At 40.3% G+C, this 12,791-nt stretch carries 9 protein-coding genes; 8 read left to right on the top strand and 1 reads right to left on the bottom strand.

Annotated elements, in window-relative coordinates; genetic code table 11:
• Positions 1-131: 131 nt before the first annotated feature.
• The 5 genes from I6F45_RS00315 to I6F45_RS00295 all read left to right on the top strand — a co-directional run bounded on the left by I6F45_RS00315 (position 132) and on the right by I6F45_RS00295 (position 7,452).
• Positions 132-1,721 (top strand): ABC-F family ATPase, encoded by a 1,590-nt coding sequence (locus I6F45_RS00315; protein ID WP_076916407.1) that lies wholly within the window; start codon positions 132-134, stop codon positions 1,719-1,721.
• Between the two features lie 161 nt (positions 1,722-1,882).
• Positions 1,883-2,365: a 5-(carboxyamino)imidazole ribonucleotide mutase gene (gene purE, locus I6F45_RS00310; protein WP_002962540.1), complete on the top strand. Its 483-nt coding sequence runs from the start codon at positions 1,883-1,885 to the stop codon at positions 2,363-2,365.
• A gap of 2 nt (positions 2,366-2,367) precedes the next feature.
• On the top strand, positions 2,368-3,516 hold the full coding sequence (locus I6F45_RS00305; RefSeq protein ID WP_197159413.1) for a 5-(carboxyamino)imidazole ribonucleotide synthase: 1,149 nt from the start codon (positions 2,368-2,370) through the stop codon (positions 3,514-3,516).
• A gap of 123 nt (positions 3,517-3,639) precedes the next feature.
• Positions 3,640-4,815, top strand: coding sequence for an endonuclease/exonuclease/phosphatase family protein (locus tag I6F45_RS00300; RefSeq protein ID WP_165728642.1), 1,176 nt, complete (start codon positions 3,640-3,642; stop codon positions 4,813-4,815).
• A gap of 132 nt (positions 4,816-4,947) precedes the next feature.
• Entirely contained in the window at positions 4,948-7,452 is a 2,505-nt protein-coding gene (locus tag I6F45_RS00295) for a S9 family peptidase (RefSeq protein WP_197159412.1), read from the top strand.
• A gap of 88 nt (positions 7,453-7,540) precedes the next feature.
• On the opposite strand, the gene rrtA is transcribed toward I6F45_RS00295, so the two are convergent.
• A complete protein-coding gene (gene rrtA / locus I6F45_RS00290; RefSeq protein ID WP_197119850.1) occupies positions 7,541-8,125 on the bottom strand; it encodes a rhombosortase in 585 nt (194 codons plus the stop codon).
• A gap of 97 nt (positions 8,126-8,222) precedes the next feature.
• Here rrtA and ggt point away from each other — a divergent pair, with 97 nt between their 5' ends.
• The 3 genes from ggt to I6F45_RS00275 all read left to right on the top strand — a co-directional run bounded on the left by ggt (position 8,223) and on the right by I6F45_RS00275 (position 12,717).
• Positions 8,223-10,001 (top strand): gamma-glutamyltransferase, encoded by a 1,779-nt coding sequence (gene ggt, locus I6F45_RS00285; RefSeq protein WP_165726052.1) that lies wholly within the window; start codon positions 8,223-8,225, stop codon positions 9,999-10,001.
• Positions 10,002-10,143: 142 nt separating this feature from the next.
• Entirely contained in the window at positions 10,144-11,838 is a 1,695-nt protein-coding gene (locus I6F45_RS00280; RefSeq protein ID WP_007586692.1) for an NAD-dependent malic enzyme, read from the top strand.
• Between the two features lie 153 nt (positions 11,839-11,991).
• Complete coding sequence (locus tag I6F45_RS00275) at positions 11,992-12,717, top strand: SIMPL domain-containing protein (protein WP_007586691.1); 726 nt, start codon at positions 11,992-11,994, stop codon at positions 12,715-12,717.
• Positions 12,718-12,791 lie beyond the last annotated feature (74 nt).

The following is a 12,791-nucleotide window of genomic DNA, read 5'->3' as shown; positions in this document are numbered from 1 at the left end:
ACGAGTAGCTCAGTGATAATAATTGCCTTAAACGACGAGGTTTGCCTTTAAACTTTCATAGAAAAACAGGCCATTTTGGTTTAAACTGCGCGCAATTTAAATACATCATTACTCCTTTGGAGGGTAGCGCTATTATTAGTACAGCTAATGTCACCATGCAATTTGGTGCTAAACCATTATTTGAAAATATCTCAGCAAAATTTGGCGACGGAAACCGTTACGGTTTAATCGGTGCAAATGGTTGTGGTAAATCAACATTTATGAAGATTCTAAGTGGTGAGCTCGAAGCGTCTTCAGGTAATGTAAGTACTGATCCAAATGAACGTGTTGCTAAACTAAACCAAGACCAGTTTGCCTACGAAGAATACTCAGTAATTGATACTGTGATCATGGGTCACAAAGAGCTGTGGAAAATAAAACAAGAACGCGACCGCATTTACTCTTTACCAGAAATGAGTGAAGACGACGGTATGAAAGTAGCCGATCTTGAAACTGAGTTTGCTGAAATGGATGGTTACTCTGCTGAATCTAAAGCAGGCGAGCTTCTATTAGGCGTAGGTATTGGCACAGACCAACACTTTGGCCCAATGTCAGAAATTGCACCTGGTTTTAAACTACGTGTGCTACTTGCACAGGTGTTGTTTTCAGACCCAGATATAATGCTACTTGATGAGCCTACCAATAACTTGGATATTTACACCATCAAGTGGTTAGAAGACGTGTTAAACCAACGCGACTGTACCATGATAATCATCTCGCATGACCGTCACTTTTTAAACTCTGTGTGTACTCACATGGCCGACATTGACTACGGTGAGCTACGTATTTACTCAGGTAACTACGACGAATACATGTTTGCAGCAACGCAAGCACGTGAGCAACTACTTAGCGAAAACGCGAAGAAGAAAAACCAAATTGCTGAACTTCAACAGTTTGTATCACGTTTCTCTGCTAACGCATCTAAAGCTAAGCAGGCAACATCGCGCGCTAAACGTATCGACAAAATTCAGTTAGACGAAGTTAAAGCGTCTTCACGCCAAACGCCGTTTATTCGCTTCGACCAAGAAAAGCAGTTATTCAGAAACGCGCTTGAAATGAATAACTTAACGCAAGGTTTTGAGGACAATACGTTGTTTTCTGGACTTGAAGGTTTAGTAGAAGTTGGCGAACGTATTGCTATTATTGGTGAAAATGGTGTTGGTAAAACAACATTACTTAATACATTAGCAGGGCGCTTAGCTCCTAAAGCCGGTGAGTTTAAGTTCTCAGAAAATGCAAATATTGGTTACTACGCGCAAGATCACGCAGATGAGTTTGCAACCGACATGAACTTGTTTCAGTGGATGGAGCAATGGCAACAAGAAGGCGACGACGAGCAAGTGGTTCGTAGCTTCTTAGGTCGTATGCTGTTCTCTCAAAACGATATTAAAAAGTCAGTTAAAGTAATTTCAGGTGGTGAGCAAGGCCGCATGCTGTTTGGTAAAATTATGATGCATAAACCAAACATATTGCTAATGGATGAGCCAACCAACCACATGGATATGGAATCTATTGAAGCGCTTAACTTAGCACTTGAAGCCTACGAAGGCACATTAATGTTTGTATCGCACGATCGTCAATTTGTATCATCGGTAGCTACCCGAATTTGGGAAGTTAAAGATGGTAAAATCATTGACTTTAGAGGCAACTACGCAGAATACCTAGCGAGTAAAGAAGCTTAATTAGCTATTTACACGTTAGCCCTAAAAAGCCATGTTTAAACATGGCTTTTTTTGTTTTTGTGGCTTTGTATTAGTCGCAATTAATATGGCTTTGGGTATAATACCCGGCTTAAACAGGACATAAGTCCGCTATTTTAAAAATACATTACTGAGGAGTATTTATGACTGTTGGCATTATTATGGGTTCTAAATCAGATTGGCCAACCATGGAACATGCAGCACTTATGCTTGAGCATTTTGGCATTAAGTACGAAACTAAAGTCGTGTCTGCACACCGCACTCCTCAATTACTTGCTGATTACGCAAGTTCAGCCGCAGAACGCGGTATTAAAGTTATTATTGCTGGCGCTGGCGGCGCGGCTCATTTACCAGGTATGGCTGCTGCTTTTACATCGCTTCCTGTACTGGGCGTGCCTGTAAAATCAAAAGCATTAAATGGTGTTGATTCACTTTTATCTATTTGCCAAATGCCTAAAGGCGTTGCAGTGGGCACACTTGCAATTGGTGAGCCGGGCGCAGCAAACGCAGGTTTACTAGCCGCACAAATTTTAGGGTGTCAAAATCCAGAAATTTTTGCAAAAATTGAAGCGTTTCGTAAAGCTCAAACCGACACTATATTAGCTAATCCAAACCCTGCAGAGTAATAATGAATATTTTAATATTAGGTGCAGGGCAACTTGCACGTATGATGAGTCTTGCAGGCGCGCCGCTTAATTTAAACGTGGTTGCATACGATGTAGGCAGCAAGCAAATTAAGCATCCGCTAACTGGTGAGGTTTATAGCACGTCACTTGAGCAAGCAATATTAAACGCTGATGCAATTACTGCAGAGTTTGAGCACATTCCTGATGACGTACTAACACTTTGCTGTAACAGCAATAAGTTTTACCCAGGGAAAGCCTCTATTAAAACCGGTGGCGATCGCTCGCTTGAAAAAGCATTGCTTGATAAAACAAACGTAACTTGTGCGCCGTATCAATTAATTACTGAAAAAGCGCATCTAGAACACGCAGTTAAAACCCTCGGCAAGCCACTTGTTATTAAAACATGCCAAGCGGGTTACGATGGAAAAGGCCAATGGCGTTTAAAATCGGATAGTCAAATAGACGAAATTTGGTCACAAATGGCTGATTTTATTGCATCGGGCACCGAGCTTGCGCCACATACAATTATTGCAGAAAAAATGATCCCGTTTGATCGTGAAGTATCTATTATTGGTGCGCGCGATAAACACGGTAACGTTGCTATTTATCCGCTAACAGAAAACGAGCACACAAATGGTGTATTAACGCTTTCTATTGCTGGTAAAAATAATCACAGCGTTGAAGCGCAAGCAAACGATGCATTTACAAAAATAGCAAACGAGCTTAACTACGTTGGCGTATTAGCTATTGAGTTTTTTGATGTACAAGGTACGTTACTCGTTAACGAAATTGCACCGCGCGTACATAACTCAGGCCACTGGACGCAACAAGGCTGCCATTGCTCACAGTTTGAAAACCACATGCGTGCTGTTGCAGGTTTACCGCTTGGTAATACAGAGCTTAAACACATTACCGCGATGATAAACGTACTAGGGCAACCTAATATTCCAGCTGACGTACTAAAATATGCAGATGTGACTAGCCATTGGTACGGTAAAACTGCAAAACCAGGTCGTAAAATGGGCCATATAAACGTATCGGCCACTAGTATGAACGACCTAGCAGATAAATTAGGTGAGCTTACTGAATATTTACCTGAGCAAGACTACCCAGGTATTTTAAAAGCGGCGGCTAACATAATTCTTCATTAAATGGCTAAACGTTTTATTAAATGCCGAGCTTGCTCGGCATTTTTTTTGTACTTAAAAAAAGCGCAAGGTTACCCAGTTTGTGAAATAATGATTGGGTCTAAAATTTTACAGTGAAATTATTTAATGAAACTTAAAGCAATTTATAGCGCACTACTTGTTGCCGCTTCTTTTAGTCCTTTTTTTAGTAACAGTGCATTTGCATCAGACTCTCTTCGTGTTGCTACTTTTAATGTAAGTATGGATGCAACTAATCACACACCTAAAGGTGAGCAAGTTAAAAGTGATGCTTTAGTGAATGCACTTAAAGCAAACCACCAGCAAATTAAGAACATAGCGGAAATTATTCAACGTGTTCGTCCTGACATTATTTTACTTAACGAATTTGATTACATCCCAAAAGAGCAGGGTATTGAATACTTTAATAAGCATTATTTAAATGTAGGTCAACATAAACAAGCCGCTATTAATTACCCTTACTCTTATATTGCCTCGGTAAATACAGGCCTAGCCACTGAGTTTGATTTAGATAACGACGGCAAGAAAAATGGCGTGATGGGCGATGCACAAGGTTTTGGCTTTTTTGAAGGGCATTACGGTATGGCTATTTTGTCAAAATACCCAATCGATTTTGATAAAGTAAGAACCCTTCAAACCTTTAAATATAAAGACATGCCAAATGCACAAATGCCCGTAATGCCTAAAACAGGCGAAAACTGGTATAACGCACAAGAATGGCAAGCGTTAAGACTTAGCTCTAAATCGTTTTGGGATTTACCTATTAACGTAAATGATAAAACCATTCATGTTATTGCATCTCACCCAACACCCCCTGTATTTGACGGTGAAGAGGATAGAAACGGCAAACGTAACCACGATGAAGTAAGGTTAATTGCCGATTACGTTTCAAACGCTAAGTATATTTACGATGATAAAGGCGAAAAGGGCGGTTTAAAAACTTACTCTCGGTTTGTTATTTTAGGCGATTTAAATGCCGCACCAGAGGGCGATAAAGCCCGCACAAATACCACCGATCAACTGCTTAAAAATCCATTGATAAACGCTCACTTTGTTCCAAAAAGTGAGGGCGCTAAAGAGCAGTATGCTGTGCCTTATGCAAAAAATTACAGTGCTAATTGGCAAGCGCGTGTTGATTACGTTTTACCGTCAAACTATGGCCTAAAAATTAAAGACGGTGGTGTGTTTTGGCCAACTAAAACGAGCAATGAATATCGTTTAATTAAAGACAGAAACGCATCGAGCGATCATCGACTGGTGTGGCTTGATTTAATCGTTGAATAACGCCTATTAACAGGGGATCCGCTAGTAAACTGAGCTTTACCCTGTTTAATGGCTATTTATCTTAAAAAATTGCAATAACTTGAGTGCTTCTGCTTAAATACGGCTTAATTATAATAACCGTATAGAAGCACTATGATTTTTAATTTTTCTTCATCTAAAACGTTAGTGGCCTTAGCTGTTGCCTCAAGTGTTATGCTTGCAGGTTGTAGCGCGACCGCTAACACCTCATCAACACAGCAAAGTGCTTTACCAGCAACATCGGTTGCTGCGGTTGTAAACACGCCAGCAGATGCCGGCTCACAAAAAATAACGCTAGAACAAGCAATGGCCGATCCTGATTGGATGGGCAATCAGCCAGAGAACGCTTACTGGGCTAGCGATTCGGCTACTATTATTTATGCTCAAAAAGAGCAAGGTAATACACTACGCAATTTATTTAGCCAATCGGTTACTAGCCAAACAGCAGAGCAGGTAGCACTTAATAAACTTCATACTGTGGGTTCAAATAAAGTTGTTTATTCAAAAAATAAAACAATGGCGGCCTACACGTTTAAAGGCAATGTGTTTGTTAAAAACCTAAAAACCGGTGAACTTAAACAAATTACAGCGACATCAGCGAGCGAGTCTAAACCACAATTTTTAAATAATGGCGATTTAGTTTACCGCCAAGGCAATGTATTTTTTAAAGTTGATTTAAAAACAGGCTTAACGAGCGAGCTTGCTAACTTAAAACTTGCTGATGAGCCAAAAGGGATTGAAGAGCCAAGCACGTATATTGCTAAAGAGCAGCATAAATTGATTAAGTTTGTGGCGCTTCAACAAAAAAATAAAAAAGTTAAGCAAGCACGTAATGAGCAAATTAATGAACAAAACGATTCAATTGCTAACACAGCTTACTACTTAGGTGACGGTAATAAAGTTGCAGAAGCACAGCTTTCGCCAAATGGTGATGCGCTGTTAGTCGTTGTACAAAAGCAAACAGATTGGCGTGGTGATGGCGATATTATGCCTAACTACATTACAAATGACGCCACTATAGAACCTAAAAAAGCACGCCGCCGTGTAGCCGATGCTAAAGAAGAAACCTCAAAGCTTGTGTACATCAATTTAACTAACAAAGAGCAAACATCACTTAGCTTTAATACCTTACCGGGCTTTGATGAAGATGTTTTAGCCGCAGTTAAAAAAGAAAATTATGCACGTGATGGTAAAACATATAAGTCTAAAAAGGCGCCTCGTGGCATTAACCTTATTATGGACTGGGGTTTTGAGCAAAGCCCAATAGTATGGAACGATGACGGCTCGCAAGTAGCTGTCATGCTCGAAGCATGGGACAACAAAGACCGCTGGCTTGCTACCGTTGATTTTAAAAGCAACAAACTTGTGTCGCAACATCGCCTTCATGACGATGCATGGATTGCTTATGCGTTTAACGACTTTGGCTGGTTACATAACTCGAACACGCTTTATTACCTATCGGAAGAGTCGGGTTATAGCCAGCTTTATAAAAAACCAATTAACGGCAAAGCAACTGTGCTAACACAAGGCCAATTTGAGGTTTCTAACTTAACGCTTACCAGCGACGACAGCGCAATTTATTACAAAGCGAATGTTGAGCACCCAGGCCTGTACGAAATTTACCGTGTTAACCCGCAAACAGGTAATAGCGAGCAAGTTACTGACTTAAATGGCATGACTGATTACACGTTAAGCCCAGATGAAACTAAGTTACTCCTTAAGCACTCTACAATTACCAAGCCTAATGAGCTTTATGTAGCAGATGCTCAAGCCAATACGAAAGCAACGCGATTAACGCATACTGTGTCGGATGAGTTTTTAGCTAAAAAGCTAACAGCCCCTAAAATTGTTGCTGTGCCATCGAGCCATACTGATCAACCTATATACGCAAAAGTGTATTACCCAGCTGATTACGTTGAGGGTGAAGTAGGTAAAAACCGCAAAGCGGTTATTTTTAATCACGGCGCGGGTTACTTACAAAACTCACATATGGGGTTTTCGGTTTATTTTCGTGAATTTATGTTCCATTCATTGCTCGCTGATGAAGGTTACATAGTAATGGATATGGATTACCGCGCATCTAAAGGTTACGGCCGTGATTGGCGCACCGCGATTTATCGTCAAATGGGCACACCTGAAACACAAGATTTAGCCGATGGCGTTAAATGGATGGCGCAAAATGCCAACGTTGATACCAAAGCAGTTGGTACTTATGGTGGCTCATACGGCGGCTTTATGACCTTTATGGCATTGTTTACCGCGCCTGAGTTATTTCAATCGGGTGCAGCACTACGACCTGTTACCGACTGGGCACATTACAACACAGGTTATACGGCTAATATATTAAACCATCCTGATGTTGACCCGATTGCATATGAGCGCAGCTCGCCAATTTATTACGCTGAGGGTTTAAACAAACGTTTATTAATTAACGCACCCATGGTTGACGATAACGTGTTTTTTCAAGACTCAGTGCGTTTAGTACAGCGCTTAATAGAGCTAGAAAAGCAAAACTTTGAAACAGCGATATTCCCTGTTGAACCACATGGTTTTGTACAGCCTTCAAGTTGGTTAGACGAATATCGCCGTATTCATAAATTATTTAAAGAAACGCTTTAATCTCTAATTCTTAAAGTATAAAAAAAAACGCCGCATTAGTTTAGTTAACTAATGCGGCGTTTTTATTAGAGGAGCAATAGCTTATGCGCTATTTTTGCTTTTTTAAGAGTTCTATAGCCAGTGGTATGGCAAGTATAGTCCCACCTATAACTCCAATTAAATGTGCATCAATGGCCACTGTGGAGTTAATAAGTTTTCCTATATCGGCATTTGGGCCGCTAAATTGCTCAAACGCTATTTTAATCCATACGCCTATAAATAATAAATAACCCGATTTAAGCCCTACAGTTATATCTTTAACTGCCCCCCAAATAATTACGCCATGAAGTAAAGCACTTAACCCAGTGTAAATATGTATGCTTGGGCAAAACCAATACACACCGAGTCCACACCATAATGCCAGCAAGCATATATTAAACGCATAACGAGTAGGGGATGTATATTCACCATGCAAAAGCCATATTAATAAAACACCACTGGCATTTAATCCCAAATGAGCCCAATTAGCATGAACAAATTGGCTGGTGAAAATTCGCCACAGCTCACCTTCATCAATTAAGCTTCGGTTAAATTCAAGTAAATTATTTAAATCAAATGCAGCAAAAATGGTACTAAAAAGCAGCAAAATTATAGGCGGTAATATATAACGAGGTTGAATAGGTAAATTAAGCATTTTATTATATTTTTTTAGTCAAAATTTTTGCATATTGTGCCCGTTTAACTTTAAGATGCCAAATACAACTACGTAATTAAGTGTTTTTAGTATTTTTATGCATTTTAAACTTAACTCATTATTTGCCATTGGACTGTGCGCAGTATCACTGCCTTCATTTGCACAGCAAGCAACTCAAATTGAAACTCGCGAACCTGAAGCCGCTACTGGATTAATCCATAAAAAAGTAGTGCAAGGTGATAAATACATGGTTGCTGCTGCAAATCCATATGCCTCAAGAGCCGGTCAACAAATTTTAGCCCAAGGCGGCAGTGCCGTAGATGCTGCCATTGCTACTCAACTAGTGCTTACTTTAGTTGAACCGCAATCGTCAGGTATTGGCGGTGGTACATTTATGATGTACTACAACAAAGCAAACAATAAGCTGACTAGTTTTGATGGCCGTGAAACAGCACCTGCAAATGCAGACGAAACGCTGTTTTTAGATAAGCACGGTAAAGCCGTTAAATGGATTGAAGCAGTAGTAGGTGGGCGCTCTGTTGGTGTGCCTGGTATTTTACATGCCTTTGCAAGCGCGCATAAACAATACGGTACCTTGCCGTGGGAAGCGCTTTTTAAACCGGCTATTGAACTTGCAGAGCAAGGCTTTGTAATTTCGCCGCGTTTACATGGCTTATTAGCACGCCAGTTAAACCCAGGCGTACTGAGCATGCCGATTATTAACGAATACTTTTACCCAAATGGTAAATTAATCGAAGCGGGTAGCGTTAAAAAGAATCAACCACTTGCTGATTTATACAAAGACATTGCAAAGCAGGGCATTGATGCATTTTACAAAGGCGAAAACGCTAAACAAATGGTTAATGCTGTACAGCACTCTAAAATTGCCCCTGGTAAATTAAGTGTGCAAGATTTAGCAGATTACAAAAGTAAAGAACGCGATGCGGTATGTATACAATACCGTGCTTATAACGTGTGTTCTATGGCGCCACCAAGTAGTGGCGGTGTAGCAGTACTACAAATGCTTGGCCTACTTGAGCATAAAGATATGAGCGCACTTAAACCAAATGGCGAAAAAGCGATTCATTACTTTAGCCAAGCTTCGCGTATTGCATTTGCCGATCGCGATATGTACATGGGCGATCCCGATTTCACTCAAGTACCTACAAAAGAGCTTTTAAATAAAGATTACATTGCCTCACGCGCTAAATTAATTACCGAAACAGACCAAAAAGCCGTAGCCGGTAATCCAGTAGGGTACTTAAGTTATGCAATGGATGATTCATACGAGTTACCTTCTACTTCGCATGTCTCTATTGTAGATAGTAAAGGTAATGCAGTTTCGATGACCAGTTCAATTGAGATGGCGTTTGGCTCTACGGTTATGGTTAATGGCTTTATTTTAAATAACCAACTAACTGACTTTTCGTTATCGCCACGTAAAAACGGTAAGCTAGTAGCAAACCGTGTAGAGGCTGGTAAACGCCCGCGTAGCTCTATGTCACCGGTAATGGTATTTAATAAAGACGGCAGCTTACGTTTAATTGTAGGCTCACCTGGTGGTAGTCGTATCATAGATTACGTTGCACAAGTTGTTGTGGGTGTTATTGACTGGAATTTATCAGCACAAGACGCTATTAACTTACCGCGTACAACAAATCGTAACGATTACACCAGCCTTGAAAAAGGCACAACCATTGAAGCCATTGCGCCTGCGCTTACTAAACGTGGCCACAATGTACGTATTATTGATTTAAACTCAGGCTTACACGCAGTTGAAGTTAAAAATAATACCTTATATGGTGGTGCGGACCCTCGCCGTGAAGGTGTTGCGTTATCTGATTTAACTGATAATAACGCCACTATACAATTTTAAATTATGTATAATATGCATGTGGGCAGTGAAGCCCGCATGTATTTTCTCTCAATGGTCTGACTAGCTTAATTGTCGTTGCAATTAAACCTTTAACACTGATAATGACAGATCATAACTTAAGACTCCGTTAAAGCCTGGAAATATGACAACTAATACTGATCCTAACTACTTATATATTCATCATTCTGGCCCTGGCCTAATTGAAACACCGCTATTAAATAAAGGCAGTGCCTTTAGTAAAAAAGAACGCGAAAATTTCAATCTTGCTGGTTTACTTCCTCCTCGCTTTGAAACAATAGAAGAGCAAGTTGAGCGTTGTTATCAGCAGTATTCTAGCTTTACCGACAACCTTAATAAGCATATTTACTTACGTGCGATTCAAGATAACAACGAAACACTTTACTACCGTTTAGTGCGTGATCATCTTGAAGAAATGATGCCAATCATTTACACGCCGACAGTTGGCGACGCTTGTGAAAAATTCTCAGACATTTATCGCAGCGCACGCGGCTTATTTATTTCGTATGAAGATCGTTACCAAATTGACGACATTTTACGCAACGCTACCAAAGGTAAAGTAAAAGTGATTGTTGTAACTGATGGCGAGCGTATTTTAGGCCTAGGCGATCAGGGTATTGGTGGCATGGGTATCCCAATTGGTAAATTGTCACTTTACACTGCGTGTGGTGGTATAAGCCCAGCATACACATTGCCTGTAATGCTTGATGTGGGTACTAATAACGAAAAGCTTTTAAACGATCCTATGTACATGGGTGCACGCCATAAGCGTATTGCTCAAGACGAATACGATGAGTTTTTAGATTTATTCATTAAAGCGGTTAAACGTCGCTGGCCAAATGTATTACTTCAGTTTGAAGATTTTGCACAACCAAATGCAATGCCGTTACTTAAGCGCTACCGCAATGAAATTTGTAGCTTTAACGATGACATTCAAGGTACTGCGGCTGTAACGGTCGGTTCTTTACTTGCTGCGTGTCGTGTTAAAAATTCAACCCTAAGCCAACAAAAAGTAGTTTTTGTGGGTGCAGGTTCTGCTGGTTGTGGTATTGCTGAGCAAATTATTAGCCAAATGGTTTTTGAAGGTATTACAGAAGCTCAAGCGCGTAGCCAAGTATTTATGGTTGACCGTTTTGGCCTACTTTCAGAGGGTATGGAAGGCTTACGCGATTTCCAACAAGCACTTGCACAACCGCAAGGCTCGTTAAGTGATTGGACTTACAGCGGTGAATACGCATCACTTCTTGATGTTATGCACTGTGCACAACCAGACATTTTAATTGGTGTTTCAGGCCAACCTGGTTTGTTTACTGAGCAGGCTATTCGTGCAATGCACGCCGGTTGTGAACAGCCAATTATTTTCCCATTGAGTAATCCATCTAAGCAGGTAGAAGCGCATCCTGCTGATGTGATTAAGTGGACTGACGGTAAGGCGCTTGTTGCAACAGGTAGCCCGTTTGATCCGGTTGAACACAACGGTGAAATTTTCCCAATCCCACAATGTAACAATAGCTATATTTTTCCTGGTATTGGTTTAGGGGTTATTGCCGCTAAAGCGACACGCATTACAGATGCTATGTTAAGTGTGTCTAGCGAAATGCTTGCAGAGTCGTCGCCGCGTGCAAACACAGGTAAAGGCAGTTTATTACCAGCCTTAACTGAAATTGAAACGCTAAGTAAGCGTATTGCATTTGCCATTGCTAAAAAAGCAATCGAAGAGGGCGTTGCTCTTGAGATTACAGATGATGCGTTATGGGCAGCAATCGACAAAAATTACTGGTTACCAAAATACCGTAACTATAAACGTTGTAGTGTTTAATTAGGTTTATACGTAATTAAAAATAAATAACGTTGTAGGCACAGTTACAACGCTTAACAAAAAACAGGCAATTGCCTGTTTTTTTGTGCTTGTTCATATTTAATTAACCACGTAAGGTCTTTAATAGCATTTACAAAATTAAAGGATCGACTAATGAAAACACTGACTCTTGTTTTAGGTAGTGCACTGGCTTTAAACGTACTTAGTTTTGATGCACTCGCGGCAGCGACACCCGATGCTCCTCATATTTATGTTAAGGGCGAAGCGACTCTTACTACAATGCCAGATTACGTACAGCTTAGTGTAGGTATTACCGAAGTTGATAAAGACTTAATTGCAGCTAAAAATAAAACCGACTTAACCATCGCTAAGGCAATTAAGCTCGTAAAAGAAATTGGTGTTAAAGAGGGAGATATAAACGCCGGGCAAATCTCAATAAACCGTGATAGCCAATACAACCGCACTACCGGTAATCAAGAATTTAAAGGCTTTAAGGTTTCTCGTACGTTAACAGTAAAACTCAGCGATATAAATAAATACCCAGAGTTACTACAAAGCTTAGTTAACAACGGTATTAACGAAATTAATCAAACGCAATTTTTAGCAAGTAACTATAACGAGCTGCATAAAAAAGCGCAAAAGTTAGCAATTAAAGATGCACGGGATGCTGCAAAAGAGTTTAGTGAAGATTATGGCGTTGATTTAAAAGGATTATATAGCGCGTCACTAAGTCCACTCAATGTGCAGTCGCAGCCGTACATGCGTGCAGAAAAAGTAATGATGGCTGATAGCGCACCAAGTAACTATGTACCTGATGCCTACCATGCTGGAGAGATTAAAGTTACTGCCTCAAGCTATGCTGTGTACTACATAGATTAAAATATAGGTTCTTCCTAGGGACGATTAACTCTATGTTGCTCGGTTTTTACTTATTCTTACATGGATGTAAGTCA

It is taken from the genome of Pseudoalteromonas sp. SWYJZ19, from assembly GCF_015864375.1.
In the GTDB taxonomy this organism is placed as follows: Bacteria; Pseudomonadota; Gammaproteobacteria; order Enterobacterales; family Alteromonadaceae; genus Pseudoalteromonas; species Pseudoalteromonas arctica.
The sequence above is the reverse complement of the archived record's forward strand: the minus strand, read 5'-3'. Positions and strand labels throughout refer to the sequence as shown.

Bases quoted from the DNA above. Each gene is read 5' to 3' on its own strand.
- purE (WP_002962540.1), top strand. From the start codon at position 1,883: ATGACTGTTGGCATTATTATGGGTTCTAAATCAGATTGGCCAACCATG.
- I6F45_RS00305 (WP_197159413.1), top strand. From the start codon at position 2,368: ATGAATATTTTAATATTAGGTGCAGGGCAACTTGCACGTATGATGAGT.
- I6F45_RS00300 (WP_165728642.1), top strand. From the start codon at position 3,640: ATGAAACTTAAAGCAATTTATAGCGCACTACTTGTTGCCGCTTCTTTT.
- I6F45_RS00295 (WP_197159412.1), top strand. From the start codon at position 4,948: ATGATTTTTAATTTTTCTTCATCTAAAACGTTAGTGGCCTTAGCTGTT.
- rrtA (WP_197119850.1), bottom strand. From the start codon at position 8,125: ATGCTTAATTTACCTATTCAACCTCGTTATATATTACCGCCTATAATT.
- ggt (WP_165726052.1), top strand. From the start codon at position 8,223: ATGCATTTTAAACTTAACTCATTATTTGCCATTGGACTGTGCGCAGTA.
- I6F45_RS00280 (WP_007586692.1), top strand. From the start codon at position 10,144: ATGACAACTAATACTGATCCTAACTACTTATATATTCATCATTCTGGC.
- I6F45_RS00275 (WP_007586691.1), top strand. From the start codon at position 11,992: ATGAAAACACTGACTCTTGTTTTAGGTAGTGCACTGGCTTTAAACGTA.